The organism is Pseudomonas sp. LA5, from assembly GCF_028640825.1.
Lineage (GTDB): Bacteria > Pseudomonadota > Gammaproteobacteria > Pseudomonadales > Pseudomonadaceae > Chryseomonas > Chryseomonas aestiva.
In genome coordinates, this window is the sequence record NZ_JAQYZY010000051.1 from 225,438 (window position 1) to 250,484 (window position 25,047).

A 25,047-nucleotide genomic window follows, 5' to 3' on the forward strand; every position below is an offset into this window, starting at 1 on the left:
CTAGTCATACGATGACTGACAAAGACCACCACAATGACAAGTCCAGGAGTCTGAGCGTGAAGATCAAACGGATCACCGTCACCCCCATCGCCTTTCGCGATGCCCCGCTGCTCAACGCCAGCGGCATCCATGAACCCTATGCGCTGAGATCCATCATCGAGGTAGAAGGCGACAACGGCCACATCGGTCTCGGCGAGAGCTATGGCGACGCCCCGGTGCTGGCGGTACTCAAGGCCATGGAAAGCAGCCTGGTCGGGCTCTCCGCCTGGGACCTCAATGGTCTGCGTGCGCGGGTGGTGACGACCGTCGCCAGCCTCGCCAGTGGCGTGGTGGCCGGTGCCGAGCTGGCACCCGGCTCCCATCCGAGCAAGCAGGCGGCCAACGCCTATTCCGCCTTCGAAGTAGCCTTCCTCGATCTGCAGGCACGCTCCCTGGGCATTCCCCTGGTCGAGCTGCTGGGCGGTGCGGTCCGCCGCGAGGTGCCCTTCAGCGCCTACCTGTTCCTCAAGTACGCCGAGCATATCGATGCGCCCTACAAGCCCGATCGCTGGGGCGAAGCCATCAGCCCCGAGCAGGTGGTGGCCCAGGCGGCGCGGATGATCGAGGAGAACGGCTTCCAGAGCATCAAGCTCAAGGCCGGCACTCTGCTTGGCCCGGATCACGAAGCGGCCTGCATCAAGGCGCTGCGCCAGGCCTTTCCCGAGGCGCCGTTGCGTATCGACCCCAACGGCAACTGGTCGCTGGAAACGTCCCTGCGCATCGCCGAGGTGCTGAAGGACGACCTGCAGTACTACGAGGATCCGACCCCGGGCCTCGACGGCATGGCCGAACTGCACCGGCGCACCGGCATCCCCCTGGCCACCAACATGGTGGTCACCGACTTCGACGAATTCCGCCGCAGCGTGGCCCAGAACAGCGTGCAGATCGTGCTCGCCGACCACCACTACTGGGGTGGCCTCAGGGACACCCAGATCCTCGCGCGGATGTGCGACACCTTCGGCCTGGGCGTTTCCATGCACTCCAACTCGCACCTGGGCATCAGCCTCATGGCCATGACCCACGTGGCCGCCGCGGTACCCAACCTGGCCTATGCCTGCGACACCCACTATCCCTGGCAGGAAGAGGACGAAGAGGTCATCCAGGGCGGCAAGCTGCCGATCCGCAATGGCTGCGTGGCAATCAGCGACGCCCCCGGCCTGGGCGTGGAGCTGGATCAGGACCAGCTCGCCAAGTTGCACGAGCAATTCCTCGCCATCGACATCCGCAGCCGCGACGACGTGCGCCAGATGCGCAAGTACCAGCCGGACTGGGAAACCCGCAAGCCGCGTTTCTAGCTCTTCGCCCCCCGCTCCCACGCCCCTGACGACCGGCCTTGCCGCCGGCCGTCAACGGCTCCGCTTCCCGGCGTCGCGGCTGTACAATCCCCTCGGCACAAGGGTGCTCAAGAACAACGAGAAAGTACGCACAGGGAATTGGGGACGATGTTGAACGCACCACGCCTCACCGCACTCATGCTCGGCCTGGGACTGGCGGTCAGCGCCACCCTCGCCCCGGCGCAGAACCAGGATCCGGCGCGCGCCTATGTCGACGCCCTGCTGGCGAAGATGACCCTGGAGGAAAAGATCGGCCAGCTCAACCTGGTGAGCGTCGGGCCGGACTATCCCAAGGAAGCCATCATGGCGGACATCCGCGCCGGCAAGGTGGGCGCCATGTTCAACACCGTGACCCGCCCCGACATCCGCCAGATGCAGGACCAGGTCGTGCACAGCCGGCTGAAGATTCCGCTGTTCTATGCCTATGACGTCATCCACGGCATGCGCACCATCTTCCCCATCAACCTGGGCCTGGCCAGTACCTGGAATCTCGACGCCATCGCCACCAGCGGGCGCATCTCCGCCCTGGAAGCGGCAGCCGATGGCCTCGACCTGACCTTTTCCCCCACCGTCGACGTGACCCGCGAACCGCGCTGGGGCCGTGCCTCGGAAACCTTCGGCGAAGACACCTGGCTGACCTCGCGCATCGGCGCCACCCTGGTGCACGCCTACCAGGGTGACGACCTGCGCGCCCCCGACAGCCTGATGGCCAGCATCAAGCACTTCGGCGGCTATGGCGCCGTGGAAGCCGGACGTGACTACAGCAACGTCGACATGAGTCCGCAGCGGCTCATGCAGGACTACCTGCCACCCTATCGCGCCGCCGCCGAGGCCGGTGCCGGGGCGGTGATGGTGGCCCTGAACAGCATCAATGGCGTGCCGGCCACGGCCAATCGCTGGCTGCTGCAGGACCTCTTGCGCAAGGACTGGAACTACCAGGGTCTGTTGATCAGCGATCACGGCGCCATCAACGAACTGGTGCTGCACGGCGTGGCCAGGGATACCCGCGACGCCGCCGAGCAGGCGCTCAAGGCCGGCGTCGAGCTGAACATGCACGACGACGTCTATGGCAAGCAGCTGCCCGCCCTGCTGGCCGCCGGCAAGGTGACCCAGGCCGAGATCGATCAGGCCGTGCGCGACATGCTGCTGACCAAGTACCGCCTGGGCCTGTTCGACGATCCCTATCGCCGCCTGCAGGGCCAGGATCCGGTCGACACCAACGCCGAATCGCGCCTGCACCGCGCCGAGGCGCGCCAGGTGGCCCGCGAGAGCCTGGTGCTGCTGAAGAACGAAAAGGCCGTGCTGCCGCTGCGCAAGGGCGCCACCCTGGCGGTGGTCGGTCCGCTGGCCGACAGTCCACGCGACGTCATGGGCAACTGGTCCGCCGCCGGCGTGGCCGCCCAGGCCGTCTCCATCCGCCGCGGCCTGGAAAACGCCGTGGCCGGTCAGGGCAAGGTGCTCTATGCCAAGGGCGCCAACCTGCTGGACGACCGCGATGTGCTGGCCTACCTCAACTCCTACGAACCGGCGGTCGCGGTGGATCCGCGCAGTGCCAGCGAGCTGATCGCCGAAGCCGTGGCCACCGCGCGCCAGGCCGAGGTGGTGGTGGCCGTGGTCGGCGAATCCCAGGGCATGGCCCACGAGGCCTCCAGCCGCGCCCGCATCAGCGTGCCCGACACCCAGCGCGAGCTGATCAAGGCGCTCAAGGCCACCGGCAAGCCGCTGGTGCTGGTGCTGATGAACGGCCGCCCGCTGGCGCTGGAATGGGAACAGGAGCAGGCCAGTGCGCTGCTGGAAGCCTGGTTCCCCGGCACCGAGGGCGGCAACGCCGTGGCCGATGTGCTGTTTGGCGACCACAACCCCTCCGGCAAGCTGACCATGACCTTTCCCCGCGAAGTGGGCCAGGTGCCGCTGTACTACAACCACCTGAGCAGCGGTCGCCCCTTCGATGCGGCCAAGCCGAACAAGTACACCTCGCGCTACTTCGACATCGTCAACGGCCCGCTCTACCCCTTCGGTTACGGCCTGAGCTACACCACCTTCGACGTCTCGGCGCCGCAGCTGTCCAGCGCCACCCTGAAGAAGGGCGACACCCTGACTGCCAAGGTCACGGTCAAGAACACCGGCACCCGCGCCGGCGCCACCGTCGTGCAGCTCTACCTGCACGACGTGACCGCCTCCCTGGCGCGACCGGTCAAGGAGCTCAAGGGCTTCCAGAAGGTGATGCTGCAACCGGGCGAAAGCCGCGAGCTGGACTTCCCCATCACCGAGGCGGACCTGCGCTTCTACAACAACGACCTCAAGCTGGTCTCGGAACCGGGCGAATTCAAGGTGATGGTCGGCCTGGATTCGGAGCGGGTGCGCGAGGGGAGTTTTACACTGCTCTAATGGGGATCATCCCTCACCCCAACCCTCTCCCAGAGGGAGAGGGGGTAGAAGCCGGCATCCTGCTGATACCGCCCCGCCTCCCTTACGCCCTCACCCCAACCCTCTCCCAAAGGGAGAGGGGTAGAAGCGTGCCCCCTGATACCGTCCTGCCTCCCTGCGCGCCTTGAACGCTAACCTCTCCCTTCGGGAGGGTAAAAGCGTGCCTCTCAGTGCCGCTGCCTCCCTTCGCGCCTTTGCCGCCCCCTCTCCCTCCGGGAGAGGGTTGGGGTGAGGGACCGGATGCGCGCCTTGACGCCGGTCCGTTGGGCTTCGCTGGCGCTCAACCCAACCTACACAGCCCCGTAGGTTGGGTTGAGGCGGTTCTATCGCCGAAGCCCAACGAATCGGGTCAGACCTCGTACCCGCTGTTTATTGTTGAGGATGTGATCGCAGCCACTGCGGTATAACGTTCAGTCAATGAAGAATCTCGCCAGCCTCAACACCATCATGTCGCGCCTGCACGCCAAGCAGCTGCGCCTGCTCATCGCCCTGGCGGAAAAGGGTTCACTGCTCAACGCCGCGGAAGGCCTGGGGCTCACGCAGCCAGGCGCCAGCAAGGCGCTCAAGGAGCTGGAGTCCACCCTGGGAGTGGAATTGTTCTTGCGCACCAACCGCGGCCTGCTGCCGACCCCGGCGGGCACCTGCGCCATTCGCTTCGCCCGCCTGATCCAGGCCGACCTGGACAATCTGCGCCATGAGCTGCACGCCATCGCCAGCGGCTCGGGCGGCAAGCTGGCCATCGGCACCATAATGGGCGCCGTGCCCCTGCTCACCCATGCCATCTCGCGGCTGCTGGAATTGCAGCCGCGGCTGTCCATCGAGGTGGTGGAGGACACCAGCACGACCCTGCTCGGTCTGATCGACCAGGGACGGCTGGACGCGGCCATCTGTCGCCTGTCGGTGAGCGAGCGGCCGGAAAGCTACGATACCCTGGTCATCAAGGACGAGTCCCTCGCGGTCATCGCCCACGCCTCCCATCCGGCCGCCCGGCGCGAACGGGTCGAGCTGCAGGATCTTTCCGACAGTCGCTGGGTGGTCTATCGGGCCAACATGCCCATGAGGCGCACCCTGGAACACGAGTTCTTCGAGGCGCAGCTACCCTTTCCCCTGCACCTGATCGAGACCACCTCGGCGCTGACCACCCTGTCACTGTTGAGCCGCGATCCGCGGCTGGTGGCGCTGGTCTCGGTCGAGGTGGCGGACTATGTCTGCCAGCATGGCCTGGTCAGTCGCCTGCCGCTGCAGCTCAGGTCCCCTAGCGAACCCTATGAGCTGGTCTCGCGGCGCAGCGCTCAGCAGAATCCGGCGTTCGCGCTGCTGGTGGAATCGCTCTACGCGATCCAGCAGGAAAACTGAGCCGCCCGGCACTCCCGTTCAGGACGTGCGACTCGTCTCCGCAGGCGCCGCTCGGGCCGCCTTCGCCGCCGCGGCGATGGCGTCGCTGGAGTGCTCCGCGCAGCAGTCCTCCTGCCAGCGATGGCGCCGCGTCAGCTGCCCGATGCCGGGATTGAAGGCGTTGGTCGGATCGAGCTGGCGATAGTGCCGCTCCAGTTCCGGCGCCGCGGCGTAGAGGTGGCCGACATTGTGCTCGGCCGGATAGCGGGCGCCGCGGGCATCCAGCAGGTCCAGCAGGCGACGCTTGAGCGCCGCGCAGTCGTGCCCCTTCTTCACCAGGTACTCCTGGTGCAGCACGTGGCAGAAGAAGTGCCCGCAATACATGGTCACCTCAATCTGCTCCGCCAGCTCCGGCGGCAGGGTCTCGAACCAGTCCTGGGTGTTGCGCGGCAGGGCGATATCCAGGGCGAGGATGTCTTTCACGCTGTCCCGGTGCACCGCGCGGTAGCGGTTGATGGCATTGCCGACCGCGAAGCGATTGAGGAAGGCGGCGTTGCCCTCTTCCGCGTCGCACTCGATGAAGTCCGCGTCCGCGCTGGGCAGCCAGGCCTGCAGATAGGCGCGCGCCTCGTCGATGCCCTCTTCGCCCATCTTGAGCAGCAGGTGATGCTCGAAGCGCTCGGCGAACGCGTTGAGCCGCGCTGGCAGATGCTCGGGCAGCGGCGCGGCGAGGCGTTGCAGGAGTCGGTCGCCGAGCTGGGCGCCCAGGCCCAGGCGTTCGCTCAGGGCATCGAAGCGGGTCTTCCAGGCAAAGGCCTGGGGTACCCGCTGCGCACCGCAACGCTGGATGAACAGGAACAGATCCTTGCCGTAGGTGCGACTGAGCTCATAGGCCGTGCGGTGCATGTACTCGCCGGCAATCGGCAGAGAGGCGAAATTGACCAGGATGTGCCGGCGGATGGCTTCCAGGTCAGCCGCTCGATTGGAACCGATGTAGAACACCCGGGTATTGCGATCGGCGGCAAAGGTATCCAGGCGCAGGGCGAACACGGCGAGCTTGCCCGCCGAGCCCGACGCCTCGTACAGCCGCCGCGGATCGGCGTTGTAGCGGGCCGGGGTGGCCGAGGTCACGTCGCGGACATGGCGGGCGTATTCGCGATCGGAGGCCATGGCCCCGACCGGGTCCTGCACGACGCTGTCGTCGAAGCGGCCCTCGTCGAGCCGGGTGAGGATCTCCTCGGGGGTGTCGCCCAGCGCCAGGCCCAGATGGTTGACCAGTTGCAGTTGCCCGGCCTCGTCGATGCGGGCGAACAGCGACAGCTGGGTAAAGGCCGGTCCGCGACGGATCAGCGAGCCGCCGGAATTGTTGCAGACGCCACCGGTGACGGAGGCGCCGATGCAGGTCGAGCCGATCACCGAATGGGGCTCGCGCCCCAGGGGTTTCAGCGTCGTCTCCAACTGGCTCAGGGTCACGCCTGGCTGGGACAGCACCTGCTCGCCCTGGCGCAGCAGGACCAGGCGGGTCAGGCGCAGGGTGTTGATCAGCACCACCGGCCGGTCGTAGCCCTCGGCCACCGGGGTGGAGCCGCCGGTCAGACCGGTGTTGGCCGCCTGACAGATGATGATGGTCCCGGCGCCGTGGCAACGCTGCAGCACCCGCCACATCTCCAGCAGGGTGCCGGGCTGGACCACGGCGAGCACCGCTCCGCCGCCATAGCGGATTCCCAGGCGGAAGCGTCGGGTCGCGGCGTCGCCCTGCAGGACATGGCGCCGCCCGACGATGGTTTGCAACTCGCTGACCAGATCCATGACGTCCTCTTCACTGACAAGGAAAGCGGAAGCGAACGGCGGTCGCTTCCGCTCGAAAATGCGCGGCTATCCCGGCGTGGCTACTCGGCCAGCAGCCCGGTGGTCGACTGACCGGGGCGTCGGGTCACCCACAGCATCAGCGCCGCGCACACCAGCAGGCAACCCCCGAGCAGCATCAGCCCCCCTTGCGCCGAGCCGAACAGGGTGGTCAGCAGGCCCAGCAGATAGGGGCCGGCGAAGCCGCCCAGGTTGCCGAAGGAGTTGATGATGGCGATGCCGGCCGCGGCCGCGGCGCCCTGCAGGAAGGCGCCGGGCAGCCCCCAGAACAGCGCGATGGCGCTCAGGCTGCCACCCACGGCGAAGGCGACCCCCAGGATCATCAGCAGGAGGTGCTGGGGAAAGGCCGCGCAGAGGATCAGGCCGATACCGGCCAGCACCGACATCAGGGCGCCATAGGCGCGCTGGTTACCCGTGCGCTGGGCCTGACGGGTGATCCAGACCATGGTCAGCGCGCCGAACACATAGGCGATGGCGGTGATGAGGCCGATGTCCAGGACCGAGGCCACCCCGGCGTTCCTGATGATGGTCGGCACCCAGAAATTGATGCCGTAGTTGCCGAGCATCAGCAGGACGTAGATGCCGGTCAGCAGCCAGATGATGGGCAGGGCATACAGGCGCTTCAGGGCGATGCGGGGCTTTTCCGCGGCCTCCACGGCGAGGCGCCGGGTGAGCTCGGCCTTTTCCTGCACGTTCAGCCACTTGGCATCCTGGATGCCGTTATCCAGCAGGCAGAGCACCACCACCCCAACCACCACGGCCGGTACGGCCTCGATGACGAACATCCACTGCCAGCCGGCCAGCAGGCTGCTGCCGCCCATGTAGTACATGATGGCGCCGCTGAGCGGACCACCGAAGATGAAGGACACCGGGTTGCCGAGGATGACGATGGCCATCATGCGGCTGTGCAGCGCCGAGGGAAACCAGTAGGTCAGGTAGAGGATGACCCCGGGGAAGAAGCCCGCCTCGCAGACGCCGAGCAGGAACCTCAGGCCGTAGAAGGTCAGCTCATGGCTGATGCCCAGCCACTGGGCGATGGGCCCGGTGAAGGCCATCAGCGACGAGACCAGGCCCCAGGTGATCATGATGCGCGCGATCCACAGCTTGGCGCCGACGCGATGCAGCATCAGGTTGCTGGGGACTTCGAAGATGAAGTAGCCGATGAAGAAGATGCCGGCGCCCAGGCCATAGGCCGCGTCGGACAGGCCGAGGTCGCTGAGCATGGCGAGCTTGGCGAAGCCGACATTGACCCGATCGAGATAGGCGATGATGTAGCCGAGCAGCAGCAGGGGCAACACGCGCCAGGCGACCTTGCGGTAGAGCGGATCGAACGGCACCGGGGATGCGGTGGTACTGGGATGGGCCATGATGTTTCGCGTCCTTTAATTGTTGTGATTGTCGCGAGGGTGTTGCAGGGCAGTCGTCGGTCATCCGCAGCCCATTGCCCGCCCGGAACGAGTCGGGGCGCAAGGCAGGACGGCGGACGACGCTGCAGCGGAAGGGCTTTCCGCTACGGACGACAGGGCCTCAGAGCGAGGCCCTGATCAGTTGGGCATAGTCCTCCGCCGAGGCTTCCCGGGGATTGGTCTTGTGGCTGTGATCGGCCAGGGCGCCGCTAACGATGCGCGGGATGAGTCCCGGGTCGACGCCCATCTGCGCCAGTCCCGTCGGCAGCCGCAGGGCTTCGGCCTTGTGCGCCAGCGCCTGCTCCACCGACAGCTGCGCCGGCAGTTGCATGGCCTGCGCCAGGCGTTCGAGTTTCTCGTCGCGGATCACCGATTCCGCGCTCCGGTTGAAGGCCACCACGGCCGGCAGCAGGACCGCGTTGAGGGTGCCATGGTGCAGCCGCGGATCGATGCCACCCAGCGAGTGACTCAGGCTGTGCACGCAGCCCAGCCCCTTCTGGAAGGCCAGCGCCCCCTGCAGCGAGGCGCTGAGCATCTGGGTACGGGCTTCCAGATTGTCTGGTTCGTTGAACGCCAGTTCCAGATGGCGCCAGGCCCGGCGCAGGCCGTCCAGCGCGATGCCCTCGGCCGGCGGATTGAAGCCGGGCGAGAGAAAGGTCTCGATACAGTGGGCCACCGCGTCCATGCCCGTGGCGGCGGTCAGGTGCGGCGGCAGGCTGAGCGTCAGCAGGGGGTCGCAGATGGCCACCCGCGGGATGACATGGGGCGAGAGGATGCCGACCTTGCGGCCATCATCGAGAATGATGATGGCCCCACGTCCCACCTCGCTGCCGGTGCCGGCGGTGGTCGGAATGGCCACGATGGGCACCGTCGCCGCGGTAATGCGCGCCAGGCCGCCCTCGATGACGGCGAACTGTTTCAGCGGTCCCGGATGGCGCGCGGACACGGCGATGGCCTTGGCCAGGTCGATGGGCGATCCACCACCGACGGCGATGATGCCGTCGCATTCCGCGTCCCGAAAACAGGCGACGCCCTCGCGGGTGGCGGCCTCGGTGGGATTGGCCGGGGTGGCGTCGAACACCTGATAGGCGGCCAGGGGATTGAGCGCCATCAGCTGCTCGATGAGACCGGCTGCCACCACGCCCCGGTCGGTGACGATCAGCGGTCGCTGGAAGCCCAGCCGCGCGTTGACCTCGGCCAGTTCGGCCGCACAGCCGGCGCCGAAGCGGATCTCCGTTACATAGTTGATTATCGCCATGACCCGTCCTGTTATTCTTGAAATTGATAGACGTCCCGACTATAGCGAGGCGCTTACGCGCCAAATACTGAGAGGTAGCGATAGCGGTATAACCGGGAGGCAACCCAGCGTATTCGGGTAGCACGGAGCTATCGTGCCCCCCAGCTGGACGCCCCAACACCCGCGGTGAACGGGTCCGGATCGCCCAGTCGCTGCCGCTTGCTCTGGAGTCTCGATGCCCACCCTTACCCTGGCCGCCGCCCAGTCCGTTTCGATCGCCGGCGATCTCGCCGCCAATCTGCGCAGTCATCTCGACTTCATCGCCGCGGCGGCCGACGCCGGGGTGGAGCTCCTGCTGTTTCCGGAACTGTCCCTGACCGGCTATGAACCGACCCTGGCGGCAGCGCTGACGCTGGACGGTGCCGATGCACGCCTGCGGCCCCTGCGCGAGGCCTGCCGCGTGGCCGGGCTCACGGCCGTGGTCGGGGCGCCGATCCAGGGTCCGACGGGGCTGCAGATCGGTGCGCTGATCCTCGGCGCCGATGGCCGCTGTCGCGTCCACACCAAGCAATACCTGCATCCGGGCGAGACACCGCCCTTCGTCCCCGGTAACGGCGGGGATTTGCTGGAGGTACGGGACGTAAAGGCCGCCCTGGCCATCTGCGCCGACAGCAATCACCCGGCCCATGCCGATGCCGCTCGCGCCCAGGGCGCCGATCTCTACCTGGCCTCGGCAGTGATAGGTCCGACCGGCTATCCCGCCGACAGCGCATTGCTGGCCGGCCATGCCCGGCGGCTGAACATGGCCGTGCTCATGGCCAACCACGGCGGGCCCACCGGCGGCTATGCCTGCGTGGGTCGCAGTGCCTTCTGGCAGGCCGATGGCCAGTGCCTGGTCGCGGCGCCAGGAGACGGCTCCTGCCTGGTGATCGTCCGCCGGCACGCGGGCGCCTGGCAGGGCGAGCTAAGCGCCTTGCGATCCTGATCGCTGCATGGCGCAGTCCTCTGACTAAAAAGCGGCTAGCAGGTCACGTCGCGACCGGGATGGCGAGTTGATATCCCGACCCTTCTGCGACTAAAGGTCACACATCGCACGCCGATAAGGCTCTGACACCCTTGTTCAGAACACCGCCAAGGATGCCTTTCGCAGCGTGAAAGACGCTGTAACCGCAGGAGCGACACCATGGCCTTGAACACCATTCGGACCCGCTACACCCTGATCTTCCTGGGCTTCATCGGCGCGACGCTCGCGGCCACCGTCATCGGCATCCGCCTATGGGTGACCCCGGACCTGGTCGCCGCCGGTGAATCCGCCGTGCTGACCCGCGTCAACGAGGTGGGCACCCGCATCTATCGCGAACTCAACCAGATCCAGGCGCAGCAGCGCTCCATCACCCAGACCGTGCCGCTGCTGGACAGCGCCGCCATCGACCGGGTACTGCCCGGCCTGGTGGACCAGTACGGCGATGCCAAGGTATTCGGCGGCGGCATCTGGCCGCTGCCCAACCAGCGCGAGCAGGGGCGCGACAAGTTCAGCACCTTCTATCACCGCGATGCCGGCGGCAAGCTGATCGTCAACACCCACTGGAACTCCCCCGAGTCGCTCAACTACTGGGAGCAGCCCTGGTTCCAGGCCGGCCTCAAGGGGCCCGCCGGCCAGTGCGTCTGGGCCGCCGCCTACAAGGACGCCGCCAGCGCCGAGCCGCGCACCAACTGCGCCATGGCCATCCAGCGCGACGGCAAGGCCTTTGGCGTCTCGACCATCGACCTCACCCTGGGCTTCTTCAATCCCCTGGTGGACAGCCTGCGCAAGGAACTCGACGACACCGACATGATGATCGTCGAGGCCGACGGCAAGATCCTCAGCAACCTCAGCGAACTCGGCGATTCGCAGATCCTGAACAACGTCTCGGCCTATGCCGCCCGTTCGCCCTTCGTCGCCGCCATCCAGCAGAACCTCGGCAAGCTCAAGGGCGAGGCGGTGGTGCGCGACACCTATGTCGACGAGCACGGCACGCCCCACACCTTCTTCCTGCGCCCGCTGGCCGGCACGCCCTGGCTGCTGGCCACGGCGCTGCCCACCTCGCTCATCGCGGCGACCAACACCGGCATCCTCAAGACCCTGGCGGCGATCCAGCTGCCGCTGGTCCTGCTGCTGGTGGGCATCATGGTGCTGGCGCTCGGCAAGCTGATGGGTCGCCTGGGTCTGCTGCAACGCAACATCGAATCCCTCTCGGCAGGCGATGCCGACCTGACCCGACGCATCCCGGTGCACGGCAAGGACGAGGTGGATGCGGTGGCCGGCGCGGTCAACGGCTTCATCGGCTATCTGCAGCGACTGATCGGCGAGGTGGGCGACGCCACCGACCGCATCGACACCGGCCTCAAGCAACTGCACGGCCAGGCCCAGCAAAACGGTGCCATCCTGGCCCGCCATGCCAGCGAAACCGACCAGGCGGTGACGGCCATCACCGAGATGAGTGCCACCTCCGACTCCGTGGCCCGCAGTGCCAGCGATACCGCCTCCCTCACCCAGGCCGCCAACGGCCAGGCCGAGCGCTCGCGCGCCGTGGTTCAGCAGGCCTCCGCCAGCGTGTTCGCCCTGGTCGACCAGGTGGAAGACGCCACCCTCAAGGTGCAGGCCATGCAGAGCGATGCCCAGCGCATCAACGATGTCCTTGGGGTGATCGGCGAGATCGCCGGCCAGACCAACCTGCTGGCGCTCAACGCCGCCATCGAGGCGGCCCGGGCCGGCGAGCAGGGGCGTGGCTTCGCGGTAGTGGCTGACGAGGTGCGCGCCCTGGCCGGGCGCACCCAGCAGAGCACCGCCGAGATCAACGAGATGCTCAGCCGCTTGCAGCAGGGCGTGAGTTCCGCGGTCGCGGCCATGGAAGTGACCAAGACCAGTTGCCAGAGCACCGCCGAGAAGACCCGTGAGGTCACCGACGGCCTGGACGAGATGAGCGGTTCGGTGGTGCGCATCAGCGACCTGTCGACCCAGATCGCCGCGGCCGCCGAGGAGCAGAGCGCGGTGGCCGGTGAGATCAACCAGAACATGGTCGCCGTACGCCATATCGTCGACGATCTGGTCACCAGCGGGCAGCGCACCGCCGAGAGCACCGCGGCGGTGCAGTCGTCCAACGAGCAGCTGATCGCGGTGGTCCGGCGCTTCCGGGTGAAGTGACCCGGACGCCGCACCATGAAAAAGCCGGGCACTGCGCCCGGCTTTTTCGTTTCAGAACCTGTTCACGATCTCGCGAGCTAGAGACAAACAAGGCGAAAATGCCTGAGGAAGCGGAGTTTACGAGTGGTAAATGAGCATTCCGAAGGCATTTTCAACGCAGTTTGGCCGACGCGCAGCAGATCGTGGACAGGTTCTCAGCCCACCAGATGCAGGAAATGCATGTGGCGTTCGTACTGATCGAGGATGTCGCCGATGACGTCCTCGCGCGACCAGCCCATGACGTCATGGTCCTGGCCACCCTCGCGCAGATAGACCTGGGCGCGGAAGTACTTGCGCTCCTCGTTCGGCTCGCTGCCCATGACGAAACTGGGCATGGCATAGGCGTGGGGTCTTACCTGGTAGACGAACTCCGGCTGATCGGCCGGGCCGACCCTCAGGCGTACGCCGCCATCGTCACGGTCTTCGACGCTGCAGATATAACCCTGCTTGCGCCATTCCTCAGCCACCGCCAGGCAGGCCGGCTTGGCCACCTCGCCGATGAAGCGCACCACATGACTGCGTCGCGGGAACATCGCCAGACCGCGCAGCCGGCGCTGCCAGCCCCCGGGCGATCTCATGGTGGGTGGCGAGATGCTCAGCGCCTGATGACGCAGACCGCGCTTGGTGGCGTCCAGCTTGAGTGCCTTGAGCAGTCCGCGCATGCTGAACAGCAACGCGATGGTGAACGGCAGCGCACTGGCGATGGTGGCGGCCAGCCCTTGGGATTGAGCCCCTGGATCAGGAAGCCGCGGGCGAAGGTCAGCCGCGTTGCGGCGCCCTCCTCCTCTCCCGCCGCCGTCGGCGGCGCGGCCCGGGCAATGAGATAGCCGAGATACAGGCAATAGCCACCGCCCAGGAGCGCCAGCCACGGCAGCAGCGCCCCCGAGACCAGGACCGCACCGGCATAGCCCAGGGCCAGAAACAGGAGCAGCATGGCGCAGCCCACCCCGGCATAGAAACCCAGCGCCCGCCGGGCCTGGCCACGCAGACCGGCGTTCAGCCCCAGGGCGTTGACCGGACCGGGGCTGTACATGACGCTCAGGGCATAGAGGACGATTTCCAAGGGACACCTGTCAGGCTTCGAGAAGGAGACCCAGGCTAGCCAGCACGTGTGGTGCTGGCTTGTACGTCTGTGGCTCGTTCACCTTGAGAGTCATCGTATGACTCGGCAGAATCGGCCATTCCCTGTCCTGTCGCGGAGTCGCCCTTGTCCGGTGATCGCAACGCCCCGTCCTGGCCTGGTCGTCCCACTGGCAAGCCACCGACCCTAAAGGACGTGGCCCGCCTGGCCGGGGTCTCGCCGATCACCGTTTCGCGCACCCTCAACCAGCCGGAGATCGTCCGGCCGGCGCTGCGCGAAAAGGTCTTTCGCGCGGTGCGCGAGAGCGGCTACCAGCCGGCCATGCTTACTACCGGCAGCGCGCCCCTGGAGAGTCGGCTGATCGCCATCCTGGTGCCCACCATCGTCAACTCCATCTTCGCCGACACCGTGCAGGCGCTCATGCAGACCCTGACCGAGGCCGGCCACCAGACCCTGCTGGGCCTGACCGACTATTCCGCCGAACGCGAGGAGCGGCTGCTGGACGCCTTGCTGCGCCGCCGCCCCGACGCCATGGTGCTGACCGGCACCCTGCACACGGCCGCCAGCCGACTGCGCCTGTCACAGGCCGGCATTCCGCTGGTGGAGTGCTGGGACCAGGGTGAGCGACCGCTGGACATGCTGGTGGGCTTTTCCCATGTCGCGGTGGGCCAGGCCGTCGCCCGGGAGCTGCTGGCGCGCGGCTATCGCCACTTCGCCAGCCTGACCCTGGACGATCCCCGCGGACGGCTGCGTCGCGATGCCTTCCGTGACGAACTGGCCATCCACGGACTGGCCGCGCCAGCCGATGTCAGCCTGCCGCCGCCGGCCACCCCGGCACTGGGTCGCCAGGGCCTGGCCCGCCTGCTCGAGGCTGGAATTCGTCCTGAGGTGGTGGTCTGCAGCTCCGACACCCTCGCCCACGGGGTGCTGGCCGAAGCCCATGCCCGCGGCTTGCAAATACCGGAAAAGCTGGCCGTGATGGGCTTCGGCAACCTGGCCAGCGCCGCCCATCTGATCCCGGCACTGAGCACCGTGGACGTGCGCGGCGCCGCGATGGGCACCCATGCCGCCACGGCCCTGCTCGCCCGTCTGGCGGGCGCCGAGGCGCCGCGGCAACGGGATACCGGCTTCGAACTGGTCATGCGCGAGAGTACGCGCTGACGCTTGAATGATTGCGTAATCAGCTTAGCGTCCTCCCGCAGGTGCCGGCCTCGCCGCCGGCTTTGCCCGCTGAAAAGGACAATAACAATGCGCACTTCCCCTGAGCCGTCGCGGCGCACTCGCGTTCGCTATCTCGTCCTGGCGATGATCTTTCTGGTGACGGTATTCAACTACGTCGACCGCGCCACCCTCTCCATCGCCGCGCCGGCCCTGCGTCACGACCTCGGTTTCGACGCCGTGGCCATGGGTCTGGCCTTCTCGGCCTTCGGCTGGGCCTACACCGCCATGCAGATTCCCGGCGGCATCGTGCTCGATCGCTTCGGCTCGCGGCTGGTGCTGGGCGCCAGCCTGATTCTCTGGTCGGTACTGACCTTCCTGCAGGGCTACGTCGAATTCTTCTCCTCGGCGCTGCTGGCGCTGTTCGTGCTGCGCTTTCTCATGGGCGTGGCCGAGTCGCCGGCCTTTCCGGCCAACAACCGCCTCACGGTGATGTGGTTCCCGCGCCAGGAACGCGGCCTGGCCACCGCCATCTTCCAGTCGGCGCAGTACTTCGCCCTGGCGGTGTTCACGCCACTGATGGTGATCCTGCTCAACCAGTTCGGCTGGGAGCACGTGTTCTTCTGGACCGGCGGCGCCGGCATCCTCATCGGCCTGCTGTGGTTCGCCACCGTGCAGGAGCCCCGGCACGACAGGCGCGTCAGCCAGAGCGAGCTGGACCATATCGAAGCCGGTGGCGGCCTGCCCGATCTGGGCGACACCCGGGCGCCCTTCAGCTGGCGCACCTTCAAGGCTATCAGCGGCAATCGCATGATGCTGGGCATCTACCTGGGACGATTCTGCCTGACCACCATCACCTGGTTCTTTCTCACCTGGTTTCCCACCTACCTGGTCGAGGCCAAGGGGCTGACGATGCTCAAGGTCGGCCTGATCGCCGCCATCCCGCCGGTGGCCGGCTGCCTGGGCGGCGTTCTCGGCGGACTCTGGTCGGACGGCATGCTGCGCCGCGGCTACAGCCTCACCGCCGCGCGCAAGACGCCGATCATCGTCGGCCTGCTGCTTTCCAGCAGCATCGTGGTGGCCAACTACACCCAGTCCATCGTCCTGGTCACCCTGGTGATGTCCATCGCCTTCTTCGCCAAGGGCGTGGGCAACCTCGGCTGGTGCATCGTCGGCGATGTCTCGCCCAAGCGCGCCATGGGCGTGAGCGGCGCCCTCTTCAACCTCTGCGGCAACATCGCCAGCATCGTCACCCCGCTGGCCATCGGCCTGATGATCAACCAGCTCGGCTCCTTTGACGTGGCCCTCACCTACGTCGCCGCCATGGGCCTGCTCGGCGCCTTCTCCTACCTGGTCATCGTCGGCCCGCTCAAGCGCCTGGACCTCGGCGAACTCAATGACGAGCCAGCCGCCATCGCCGACGCCCTGCCTGCCACCCGTCCCTGATTCCTCACCCTAGAGCATCCCCATGTCCGATAACGCCTACAGCGCCGACCAGGACCGCATCGTCTGGGTCCGCCTGGCTTCCGTGTTCCTGCCGCTGGCCACCCCCATCAGCGACGCCAAGGTGCTCACCGGCCGGCAGAAGCCGATGACCGAGATCGCCATCCTCTTCGTCGAGATCGAAACCCGCGACGGCCAGCGCGGCCTGGGCTTCAGCTATTCCAAGCGCGCCGGTGGCCCCGGCCAGTTCGCCCACGCCCATGAAATTGCCCCGGTGCTGCTCGACGAGAATCCCAGCGACATCCAGAAGCTCTGGACCAAGCTCTGCTGGGCCGGCGCCTCGGTAGGTCGCAGCGGTCTCGCTACCCAGGCCATCGGCGCCTTCGACGTGGCCCTCTGGGACCTCAAGGCCCGTCGCGCCAACCTCTCCCTGGCACGCCTGCTGGGTGCTCAGCGCGACTCGGTGCGCTGCTACAACACCTCCGGCGGCTTCCTGCATACGCCGCTGGAGCAGTTGTTGGTGAACACCGACCTCTCCCGGGAAAAAGGCATCGGCGGCATCAAGCTCAAGGTCGGCCAGCCCGACTGCGCCCTGGACCTTGAGCGCGTCGCCCGCGTGCGCCGCCACCTGGGCGACAGCTTCCCGCTGATGGTCGACGCCAACCAGCAATGGGACCGACCCACCGCCCAGCGTATGTGCCGGCGCTTCGAGGAATTCAACCTGATCTGGATCGAAGAGCCGCTGGACTGCTACGACGCCGAGGGCCACGCCGCCCTGGCCGCGGCCTTCGACACCCCTATCGCCACTGGCGAGATGCTGACCAGCATCGCCGAGCACCAGGAATTCATCCGCCTGCGCGGTGCCGACTTCCTGATGCCCGACGCGCCACGGGTCGGTGGCATCACGCCCTTCCTCAAGGTGGCCGCCCTGGCCGAGCAGGCCGGCGTGATGCTGGCACCGCACTTCGCCATGGAATTGCACGTGCACCTGGCCGCCACCTATCCCACCGAGCCCTGGGTGGAACACTTCGAATGGCTGGAGCCGCTGTTCAACGAACGCCTGGAAACCCGTGACGGGCGGATGCAGGTACCGACCCGTCCGGGTCTCGGGCTGTCCCTGAGCGAGCGGGTACCCGGCTGGACGGCGCAGGAAGCGGAATTCGGCCGGCTCGCCTGACCCCCGCGCTGGCACTCGAACTCCGCCAGGGTGTGGCACTCTATCCAGGCCAAGGCCTGGAAGAGAAAGCCCATGTTCGGATCGCTGCGCAGTCGTCTGATTGCCCTGCTGCTGATGCTCGGCGGCATGGCCGTCGGGGTCGGCTGGCTGATGATCCTGCTGCTGCGCCAGTCGGAAAGCGCCCAGCTCGGCCAGGCCACGGTGGAAGCCGAGCAAGCCTGCCAGGCCATCGCCAGCAGCTATCGTTTCTACAGCAATGGCTGGTCCGGCCCTACCGCTGGCCTCGCCGATCCGTCCCTGCAGCGCAGTCTCGGCGGCGTGGCCAGTGTCGCCCTGCTGCGTTATCGCGGCATGGCCGGCGGTCTCTGGCAGGAGCAGGCGGGGCTCCTGGCCGATGCCAGTCCCTTCCCCCTGACCGCCGCCGAACGCCAGCACCTGGCCGATCTCTCCGCCGCGACCCTGGCCGAGGCGCGCAGCCTGAGCGACAGCTTCAGCGCGGACGGCGCCACGGTGCTGGTCGCCGCCTGCCCGCTGTCCGGCCCCATCCCCGATCTCGCCGCCTGGACCCTGACCCGCCTGACCTTCGCCGAGGGCAGCGGTCAGCGCCAGCTGAAACTGGGCCTGGGCCTGCTGCTGCTGGCCATGCTCGCCGCCACCCTGCTGCTCGGTCGACTCACCTGGCAGTGGTCGCGGCATGTCGCGCGGGTCGAGCGCGATCTGGGCGCCAGCGCCAGCCACGACCTGCCCACCCTCGCCCTCACCGGCGAACGCGAGCTGGATCGGGTGCTGGCGGCGCTCAACCAGGCCGGGCAGCGCCTGACCCAGGCACGGGACGAGGCCCAGCGGCTGACCACCCAGGTCCACGCCAGTGAACGGCTGGCCGCCCTCGGTCGGGTGGCCGCCGGGGTCGCCCACGAGATCCGCAATCCGCTGGCCGCCATGCGCCTCAAGGCCGAGAACGCCCTGGCCGGCGACAGCGGCCGTCAGCAGCGCGCGCTGGACGCCATCCTGCTGCAGGTCACCCGCCTCGACCGCCTGCTGCGCCGCCTGCTCGACCTCACCCAGCCGCTGCACCTGCAACCGACCGCCATCGAATTGCCGGTCTTCTGCCGCGAGGTGCTGGCCGGTCACGAAGACCAGGCCGCCCAGCGCGGCATCCGCCTGACCGCCAGGGTGGCCGTCGAGCAGGGCTATTTCGATCGCGACGCCCTGGCCCGCGCCTTGGACAACCTGCTGCTCAACGCCCTGCAGGCCGCCCCGGCCGCCAGCGAGATCCGTCTCGACGCCAGCCGCCGTGGCGACTGGCTGGTGCTGGCGGTGGAAGACGCAGGCCAGGGACCACCTGCCGAGTTGCGCGGCCAGCTCTTCGAGCCCTTCGTCACCGGTCGCCCCGAAGGCACCGGCCTGGGCCTGGCCCTGGTCCGCGAGACCGCCCGCGCCCACGGCGGCGAGGCGCGCCTGATCGAACCCTCCGTCCCCACTCGCTTCGAGATCCTCCTGCCATGCCAACCCTGCTGATCATCGATGACGACGCCGCTCTGCGCGACGCCCTGGCGGAAACCGCCGCGGACCAGGGCTACCGGGTGCTGCAGGCCGACGGGGGCGAAGCGGGCCTGCAGCGCCTGGCGCAGGAACCGGTGGACGCCGTGCTGCTCGACCTGCGCATGCCCGGGCTGGATGGCCTGGAGGTGCTGGCCCGCATTCGCGCCCGCCCCGAGCCGCCGGCGGTCACGGTGCTGACCGCCTTCGCCAGCGCCGGCAACACCATCGAGGCCATGCGCCTGGGCGCCTTCGACCACCTCACCAAGCCCATCGGCCGCGAAGAACTGATCCGGGTACTGGCCGGGATGACCGCCCAGCGCGGCCCGGCCAGCGTGCCGCCGACCGCGGTCGAAGGCCATACGCTGGTGGGCGGCAGCGACGCCCTGCGCCAGGTGCAGAAGACCATCGGCCGCCTGGTGGACAGCGAGGCCACGGTGCTGGTCACCGGCGAGACCGGCACCGGCAAGGAACTGGTGGCGCGCGCCATCCACGAGCACGGCAAGCGACGCGGGGCGCCCTTCGTGGCGGTCAACTGCGCCGCCATCCCGCCGGACCTGCTGGAAAGCGAACTCTTCGGCCATGTGCGCGGCGCCTTCAGCGGGGCCACCGCCAATCGCCTCGGTGCCTTTCGCGAAGCCCAGGGCGGCACCCTCTTTCTCGACGAGATCGGCGACATGCCGCTGCCGATGCAGGCCAAGATCCTCCGCGCCCTGCAGGAACGCGAGGTGACGCCGGTGGGTGGCGCACCGGTACGGCTGGACGTACGGCTGGTAGCGGCCACCCACCGCGACCTGGCCCAGCGTGTCGCCAGTGGCGACTTCCGCGAGGACCTCTTCTATCGCCTGCACGTGGTGCCCATCCACCTGCCGGCCCTGCGCGAGCGGCGGGCCGACATCCTGCCGCTGGCCGAGCACTTCCTCGCCGCCAGCGGTCGCGTGCTGGCGGACGATGCCGCCGCCCTGCTGCTGCGCCACTCCTGGCCCGGCAACGTGCGGGAATTGCGCAACGCCATCCAGCGCGCCGCGACCCTGGCCCAGGGCGAGCGCATCGTCGCCGCCGACCTGGCCTTCCTGCAGGGCGAGACGCCGGATGAGTTAGCCATCGACGCCAGCTGGCCGGAGGAGACCCTGGCCGAGGCCACCGCGCGCCTGGAACGCCTGCTGATCGAGCGCGCCCTGCAGCGCAGCAATGGCAATCGCGCCGAAGCGGCCCGCCGCCTGGGTATCCATCGCCAGCTGCTCTATACCAAGCTGAGTCGGCTGGGCCTGGGTGTCGGCGCAGACGACGCCTAGGCTGTCCGCTTTGCCGACAGGTATGTCCGCCAGCCGGACGCAATGCCTGGCCCGGATGGCCACTGAAATTCGCAAACTATTGATTTATCTAAAAAATAAAAGTTGGCACAGGCCCTGCAACAGCCTGATCGTCAACCACCGCAGGAGTCATCCATGCCTACCAAGACCCAAACCCTCGTGATCGGGACCTTCGCCCTGCTGTCCGTCAGCGGCCTCGTCCTGGCACAGACCGCACCCGCCGGCAGCACCGCCACCACCACCGCGGCCAGCGCCCAGATTCCCACCCAGCAGGGCCAGCTCAAGCAGTTCCTGCTCAATCCCCGCGGCGATATCGATGGCCTGATCCTGGCCGACGGCACCGAGGTCAACACCCCGCCGCACCTGTCCGAGCAACTGGCCGCCACCTTCAAGCCGGGTGACAGCATCAACGTCGCCGGCCTGCGCGCCGCCAGCCTGCCACTGGTCCAGGCGGTCTCCCTGACCAATGTCCAGACCGGCAAGACGGTCACCGATGAAGGCCCGGATCGCGTGGGCGGTCGCCGTCCGCCGGCGCCCCCGGCACCTGGCGCCGAGCGCGATGGTGACAGCCTCCAGGGCCAGATCGTCCAGCTGCTGCACGGTCCCCGTGGCGACGTGAACGGCGCCCTGCTGCAGGACGGTACCGCCCTGCGCCTGCCGCCCCATGAAGCCCTGCGCCTGCAGGCGCTGCTCAAGCCGGGTCAGAACGTGGCCGTGCGCGGCGAGCTGGTGGCCAATGCCCAGGGGCGTGCCTTCCGGGTCAGCGCCCTGGGCGCCGACGCCAACTCGCTGCAGACCCTGGACACCCCGCCGGCACCCCGCGGTCCCGGTCGTCTGCCGCCGCCCCCGCCCCCCGGCGGCCAGCCGGTCGCCCCGGGTGACCAACCGCCGGCGCCCCCCGCTCCGCCGGCCGGCTGATCAGGCCAGCAGCCGCCGGGTCGCTTCGGCGATCCGGCGGCAGGCTTCCTCCAGCACCTCGTGCGAGGTGGCGTAGGAAACCCGGAAGTAAGGCGCCAGGCCAAAGGCCGAGCCTGGCACCACCGCCACCCCGCCCTCATCCATGAGGTAGCGGGCAAAGGCCGTGTCGCTGTCGATCACCTCCCCGCCCGGCGTCCGCCGACCCACTATCCCCGCGCAACTGGCGTAGACATAGAAGGCCCCCTCGGGCCGCCTCGCCGACAGACCCGGCACCGCGTTCAAGGCATCCACCACCAGATCCCGCCGCTGGCGGAACAGCTCGCAGCGCTCGCGCACGATGTCCTGCGGCCCATCCAGGGCGGCGATGGCCGCGGCCTGGCTGACCGAGCAGGGGCAGGAGGTCACCTGGCTCTGCACACTGGCCATGGCCTGGATCAGCGCCTTGGGTCCACCGGCATAGCCCAGCCGCCAACCGGTCATGGCATAGGCCTTGGAGACGCCGTTGATGGTCAGGGTCCGCTCGCGCAGCCGTGGCTCCAGCGCTGCCGGGGTGACGAAGCGAAAGCCGTCGTAGAGGATGTGCTCGTACATGTCGTCGACCATCAGCCAGACCTGCGGATGGCGCAGCAGCACCTCCAGCAGCGGGCGATAGTGTTCCTCGCCATAGGCCGCCCCCGAGGGGTTGGACGGCGAGTTGAGCATCACCCAGCGGGTGCGCGGAGTGATGGCCGCCTCCAGGGCCGCGGCAGTCAGGCGGAAGCCATCCTCCTCACGGCACGGCAGCACCACCGGCGTGCCGCCGAGGATGGTGACGATGTCGGCATAGGTCACCCAGAAGGGCGCGGGGATGATCACCTCGTCACCCGCGTCCAGGGTCGCCATCATGGCGTTGAAGATCACCTGCTTGGCACCGGCCGAGGCGGTCACCTCGTCCTGGGCGAACACCAGGTCGTTCTCCCGCGCGAATTTGCGGCGGATGGCCTCCTTGAGCGCCGGACTGCCGTCGAGCACCGTGTACTTGGTCTGGCCGGCGCGGATGGCCTGGATCGCCGCTTCCTTGATGTGCTCCGGGGTATCGAAATCCGGCTCGCCCGCACCCAGCACCAGCAGATCGGCGCCCTGGCGGCGCAGGGCGTTGGCCCGCTCGGTGATCTTGAGGATCTCGGAGACGCCCACGGAGGCAAGGCAGTGGGCGAGGTGCAGGGTGGAATCGGCGGCCATGACAGGGCTCCAGGCAGAGATGAAAGCGGGTGCCGGCGGCGTCCGGCAGGGTCGTCTCGCACTATCGAACCGCCGCGGCCGGCCTTCAAACGCTATAAAGGACTCACGTCATTCCGCCGGGGCATGGTCTGCTGGACGCACGGGCGCTAGAGTGGCGACCATGTCCAATGCCCGCTCGCCCCTCGCCGCCTACCGCCACGCCCTGGCCCAGGGCGACCGCCTGCCCGATGTCGCCCAGGAAGGCGCTGCGCGCCAGCTGGAAGCCTGTCACGCCGACCTGCTGGCCGGGCGTCCGGCACGCGGTCTCTATCTCTGGGGCCCGGTCGGGCGTGGCAAGACCTGGCTGCTGGACCTGTTCCACACCAGCCTGCCGGTGCCCGCCCGCCGCCAGCACTTCCATCACTTCATGCGCTGGGTGCACCAGCGGCAGTTCCAGCTCAGCGGCACCCGCGATCCCCTGCAGGTGCTGGCCCGGGAACTGGCTGCCGAGGTGCGGGTGCTGTGCTTCGACGAACTCTTCGTCAGCGACATCGGCGACGCCATCCTGGTGGGCGGCCTGTTGCGCGCCCTGCTGGACCAGGGCCTGGTGCTGGTGGTCACCTCCAACCAGCCGCCCGAGCAGCTCTATGCCGGCGGCTTCAATCGCGAGCGCCTGCTGCCCGCCATCGCCGCGCTGCAGGCGCGACTGGACGTGCTGGAGGTGGACGGCGGCCAGGACCACCGCCTGCACGAAGGCCAAGCCGAACCGCGCTTCTGGGTGGACGATCCCACCGCCCTCGCCACGACCTTTGCCCGCCTCACCCCGGGGGAAGCCGTGACGACCGCGCCCCTGATCCTCGGCGAGCGCCCCCTGCCCGTGGTGCAGCGGGCCTCCAGCGCGATCTGGCTGGACTTCGCCGTGCTCTGCCAGGGCGCCTGGGCCACCACCGACTACATCGATCTCTGTACCCGCTTCCCCGCCCTGTTGCTGGGCAACGTCCCCTGCCTGTCCGGCGATCCCCGCGCGGGCCGGATCGCCCGCGGCACCGAAGACGGCGCGACGCGGGTCCTCGCCGGCGACCGCGAACTGCCCCGCCTGGCACCCCAGGATGACGCCGTGCGCCGCTTCATCGCCCTGGTCGACGAAGCCTACGACCGCCGCCGCCCGCTCTACCTGGATGCCGCCGTACCCCTGGAACAGCTGTACACCCGCGGCTTTCTGGAATTCCCCTTCCGCCGCACCCTGAGTCGCCTGAGGGAGATGCAGCAGGCGCGCTACTAGGCCGGGTCGGACCTGCGGCGACGAGGCACGCCGCGGAGCGGCGGAGCCCCGTGTTAAGGTGGGACATCCCATCTCTTCACGAGGCCCGGTCATGACTCCGCGCATCGAACCCTTCTTCGACGCCACCACGTCCACCTTCACCTATGTGATCTACGAGGCACCCGGCAGCCGCTGCGCCATCGTCGACTCGGTGCTGGACTACGATCCGCATTCGGGCCGCACCGCCACCCTGTCGGCGGATCGCGTCGCCCGCTTCGTGCGCGACCAGGGGCTGACCGTGGAGTGGCTGCTGGAGACCCATGCCCACGCCGACCACCTCTCCGCCGCGCCCTATCTGCGCCGGCAGCTGGGCGGCCGCATCGCCATCGGCGAAGGCATCCGCCGCGTCCAGGGCGCCTTCAAGGACGTCTTCAACCTGGAGCCGGAGTTTCGCCTCGACGGCTCCCAGTTCGATCACCTGTTCCAGCCCGACGAGGTCTTCCATATCGGTGCCCTGAGCGCCCGCGCCCTGCACGTGCCCGGCCACACCCCGGCCGACATGGCCTACCAGGTGGAGGAAGACCATGTCTTCGTCGGCGACACCCTGTTCATGCCCGATGTCGGCTCGGCGCGTTGCGACTTCCCCGGCGGCAGCGCCCGCGATCTCTATCGTTCGATCCGCCGGCTGCTGACCCTGCCCGAGGCCACCCGCCTCTATCTGTGCCACGACTATCCGCCCGCCGGCCGCGAAGCGCGCCACGAGACCACCGTGGGTGAAGAGCGCGCCCTCAACGTCCACGTCCGCGATGGCGTGGACGAAGACGCTTTCGTCGCCCTGCGTACCCGCCGCGACGCCACCCTGTCCATGCCGACGCTGATCCTGCCGGCCATCCAGGTGAATATCCGCGCCGGCACCCTGCCGCCGGCCGAGGCCAATGGCCGCCGTTACCTGAAGATTCCCATCGACGGTTTCTAGGCAGTGGGCGGCAGGGCCACCCTCGCCCAGCCCTCCTCGTCGGGTCCAGCGATCATTCCTGAATCCGCGCTGACACGGCCCCTGCTGGGGCCTTCGGCTGAGTACAGGCGTCAG

At 68.1% G+C, this 25,047-nt stretch carries 17 protein-coding genes and 3 pseudogenes; 14 read left to right on the top strand and 6 right to left on the bottom strand.

What is annotated here, in order from left to right; genetic code table 11:
- Positions 1-56 precede the first annotated feature (56 nt).
- The 3 genes from PVZ72_RS18810 to PVZ72_RS18820 all read left to right on the top strand — a co-directional run bounded on the left by PVZ72_RS18810 (position 57) and on the right by PVZ72_RS18820 (position 5,156).
- Complete coding sequence (locus PVZ72_RS18810) at positions 57-1,334, top strand: glucarate dehydratase family protein (protein WP_273862688.1); 1,278 nt, start codon at positions 57-59, stop codon at positions 1,332-1,334.
- Positions 1,335-1,481: 147 nt separating this feature from the next.
- Positions 1,482-3,761 (top strand): beta-glucosidase BglX, encoded by a 2,280-nt coding sequence (gene bglX / locus PVZ72_RS18815; RefSeq protein ID WP_187978629.1) that lies wholly within the window; start codon positions 1,482-1,484, stop codon positions 3,759-3,761.
- Between the two features lie 456 nt (positions 3,762-4,217).
- On the top strand, positions 4,218-5,156 hold the full coding sequence (locus PVZ72_RS18820; RefSeq protein ID WP_273862689.1) for a LysR family transcriptional regulator: 939 nt from the start codon (positions 4,218-4,220) through the stop codon (positions 5,154-5,156).
- 18 nt (positions 5,157-5,174) lie between these two features.
- Here PVZ72_RS18820 and dld read toward each other — a convergent pair whose 3' ends face one another.
- The 3 genes from dld to PVZ72_RS18835 form a co-directional block, all read right to left on the bottom strand.
- Positions 5,175-6,944: a D-lactate dehydrogenase gene (gene dld / locus PVZ72_RS18825; RefSeq protein WP_273862690.1), complete on the bottom strand. Its 1,770-nt coding sequence runs from the start codon at positions 6,942-6,944 to the stop codon at positions 5,175-5,177.
- Positions 6,945-7,024: 80 nt separating this feature from the next.
- Entirely contained in the window at positions 7,025-8,368 is a 1,344-nt protein-coding gene (locus PVZ72_RS18830) for an MFS transporter (protein ID WP_273862691.1), read from the bottom strand.
- A gap of 160 nt (positions 8,369-8,528) precedes the next feature.
- Positions 8,529-9,665 (bottom strand): iron-containing alcohol dehydrogenase, encoded by a 1,137-nt coding sequence (locus PVZ72_RS18835; protein ID WP_273862692.1) that lies wholly within the window; start codon positions 9,663-9,665, stop codon positions 8,529-8,531.
- Between the two features lie 214 nt (positions 9,666-9,879).
- Here PVZ72_RS18835 and PVZ72_RS18840 point away from each other — a divergent pair, with 214 nt between their 5' ends.
- The 3 genes and pseudogenes from PVZ72_RS18840 to PVZ72_RS24320 all read left to right on the top strand — a co-directional run.
- Positions 9,880-10,629: a carbon-nitrogen hydrolase family protein gene (locus PVZ72_RS18840; RefSeq protein ID WP_273862693.1), complete on the top strand. Its 750-nt coding sequence runs from the start codon at positions 9,880-9,882 to the stop codon at positions 10,627-10,629.
- A gap of 198 nt (positions 10,630-10,827) precedes the next feature.
- Positions 10,828-11,967 (top strand): annotated as a pseudogene (locus PVZ72_RS24315) (cache domain-containing protein); the annotation flags it as partial.
- Between the two features lie 276 nt (positions 11,968-12,243).
- Positions 12,244-12,828 (top strand): annotated as a pseudogene (locus PVZ72_RS24320) (methyl-accepting chemotaxis protein); the annotation flags it as partial.
- 194 nt (positions 12,829-13,022) lie between these two features.
- Here PVZ72_RS24320 and PVZ72_RS18850 read toward each other — a convergent pair.
- Positions 13,023-13,577, bottom strand: a pseudogene (locus PVZ72_RS18850) (choline transporter); the annotation flags it as partial.
- Complete coding sequence (locus PVZ72_RS18855) at positions 13,463-13,900, bottom strand: LysE family translocator (protein WP_273862752.1); 438 nt, start codon at positions 13,898-13,900, stop codon at positions 13,463-13,465. The gene PVZ72_RS18855 and the pseudogene PVZ72_RS18850, both read right to left, overlap by 115 nt.
- 174 nt (positions 13,901-14,074) lie before the next feature.
- Between PVZ72_RS18855 and PVZ72_RS18860 the strand changes: the two genes are divergently transcribed.
- The 6 genes from PVZ72_RS18860 (at position 14,075) to PVZ72_RS18885 (ending at position 21,496) form a co-directional block, all read left to right on the top strand.
- Complete coding sequence (locus PVZ72_RS18860; protein ID WP_273862694.1) at positions 14,075-15,109, top strand: LacI family DNA-binding transcriptional regulator; 1,035 nt, start codon at positions 14,075-14,077, stop codon at positions 15,107-15,109.
- An 87-nt stretch (positions 15,110-15,196) separates the two neighbouring features.
- Positions 15,197-16,552 carry an MFS transporter gene (locus tag PVZ72_RS18865; RefSeq protein ID WP_273862695.1) on the top strand — a complete coding sequence of 452 codons (1,356 nt, stop codon included), beginning with the start codon at positions 15,197-15,199 and terminating at the stop codon, positions 16,550-16,552.
- 22 nt (positions 16,553-16,574) lie between these two features.
- Positions 16,575-17,726: an L-talarate/galactarate dehydratase gene (locus PVZ72_RS18870; RefSeq protein ID WP_273862696.1), complete on the top strand. Its 1,152-nt coding sequence runs from the start codon at positions 16,575-16,577 to the stop codon at positions 17,724-17,726.
- 72 nt (positions 17,727-17,798) lie between these two features.
- Entirely contained in the window at positions 17,799-19,244 is a 1,446-nt protein-coding gene (locus tag PVZ72_RS18875) for a sensor histidine kinase (protein WP_273862697.1), read from the top strand.
- Positions 19,229-20,560, top strand: a complete 1,332-nt coding sequence (locus tag PVZ72_RS18880; RefSeq protein WP_273862698.1) for a sigma-54-dependent transcriptional regulator — start codon at positions 19,229-19,231, stop codon at positions 20,558-20,560. Before PVZ72_RS18875 ends, PVZ72_RS18880 begins: the two co-directional genes overlap by 16 nt.
- Before the next feature lie 153 nt (positions 20,561-20,713).
- Positions 20,714-21,496, top strand: a complete 783-nt coding sequence (locus tag PVZ72_RS18885; protein WP_273862699.1) for a hypothetical protein — start codon at positions 20,714-20,716, stop codon at positions 21,494-21,496.
- On the opposite strand, the gene PVZ72_RS18890 is transcribed toward PVZ72_RS18885, so the two are convergent.
- Positions 21,497-22,717, bottom strand: coding sequence for a pyridoxal phosphate-dependent aminotransferase (locus PVZ72_RS18890; RefSeq protein ID WP_273862700.1), 1,221 nt, complete (start codon positions 22,715-22,717; stop codon positions 21,497-21,499).
- Between the two features lie 160 nt (positions 22,718-22,877).
- On the opposite strand from PVZ72_RS18890, the gene zapE reads away from it, so the two are divergent.
- Both zapE and PVZ72_RS18900 read left to right on the top strand, forming a co-directional pair.
- Positions 22,878-23,978: a cell division protein ZapE gene (gene zapE, locus PVZ72_RS18895; protein ID WP_273862701.1), complete on the top strand. Its 1,101-nt coding sequence runs from the start codon at positions 22,878-22,880 to the stop codon at positions 23,976-23,978.
- 91 nt (positions 23,979-24,069) lie between these two features.
- A complete protein-coding gene (locus PVZ72_RS18900) occupies positions 24,070-24,933 on the top strand; it encodes an MBL fold metallo-hydrolase (protein WP_273862702.1) in 864 nt (287 codons plus the stop codon).
- Positions 24,934-25,047 lie beyond the last annotated feature (114 nt).

Bases quoted from the DNA above. Each gene is read 5' to 3' on its own strand.
- PVZ72_RS18835 (WP_273862692.1), bottom strand. From the start codon at position 9,665: ATGGCGATAATCAACTATGTAACGGAGATCCGCTTCGGCGCCGGCTGT.
- bglX (WP_187978629.1), top strand. From the start codon at position 1,482: ATGTTGAACGCACCACGCCTCACCGCACTCATGCTCGGCCTGGGACTG.
- PVZ72_RS18840 (WP_273862693.1), top strand. From the start codon at position 9,880: ATGCCCACCCTTACCCTGGCCGCCGCCCAGTCCGTTTCGATCGCCGGC.
- zapE (WP_273862701.1), top strand. From the start codon at position 22,878: ATGTCCAATGCCCGCTCGCCCCTCGCCGCCTACCGCCACGCCCTGGCC.
- PVZ72_RS18885 (WP_273862699.1), top strand. From the start codon at position 20,714: ATGCCTACCAAGACCCAAACCCTCGTGATCGGGACCTTCGCCCTGCTG.
- PVZ72_RS18890 (WP_273862700.1), bottom strand. From the start codon at position 22,717: ATGGCCGCCGATTCCACCCTGCACCTCGCCCACTGCCTTGCCTCCGTG.
- PVZ72_RS18865 (WP_273862695.1), top strand. From the start codon at position 15,197: ATGCGCACTTCCCCTGAGCCGTCGCGGCGCACTCGCGTTCGCTATCTC.
- dld (WP_273862690.1), bottom strand. From the start codon at position 6,944: ATGGATCTGGTCAGCGAGTTGCAAACCATCGTCGGGCGGCGCCATGTC.
- PVZ72_RS18820 (WP_273862689.1), top strand. From the start codon at position 4,218: ATGAAGAATCTCGCCAGCCTCAACACCATCATGTCGCGCCTGCACGCC.
- PVZ72_RS18830 (WP_273862691.1), bottom strand. From the start codon at position 8,368: ATGGCCCATCCCAGTACCACCGCATCCCCGGTGCCGTTCGATCCGCTC.
- PVZ72_RS18870 (WP_273862696.1), top strand. From the start codon at position 16,575: ATGTCCGATAACGCCTACAGCGCCGACCAGGACCGCATCGTCTGGGTC.
- PVZ72_RS18875 (WP_273862697.1), top strand. From the start codon at position 17,799: ATGTTCGGATCGCTGCGCAGTCGTCTGATTGCCCTGCTGCTGATGCTC.
- PVZ72_RS18900 (WP_273862702.1), top strand. From the start codon at position 24,070: ATGACTCCGCGCATCGAACCCTTCTTCGACGCCACCACGTCCACCTTC.
- PVZ72_RS18880 (WP_273862698.1), top strand. From the start codon at position 19,229: ATGCCAACCCTGCTGATCATCGATGACGACGCCGCTCTGCGCGACGCC.
- PVZ72_RS18855 (WP_273862752.1), bottom strand. From the start codon at position 13,900: ATGTACAGCCCCGGTCCGGTCAACGCCCTGGGGCTGAACGCCGGTCTG.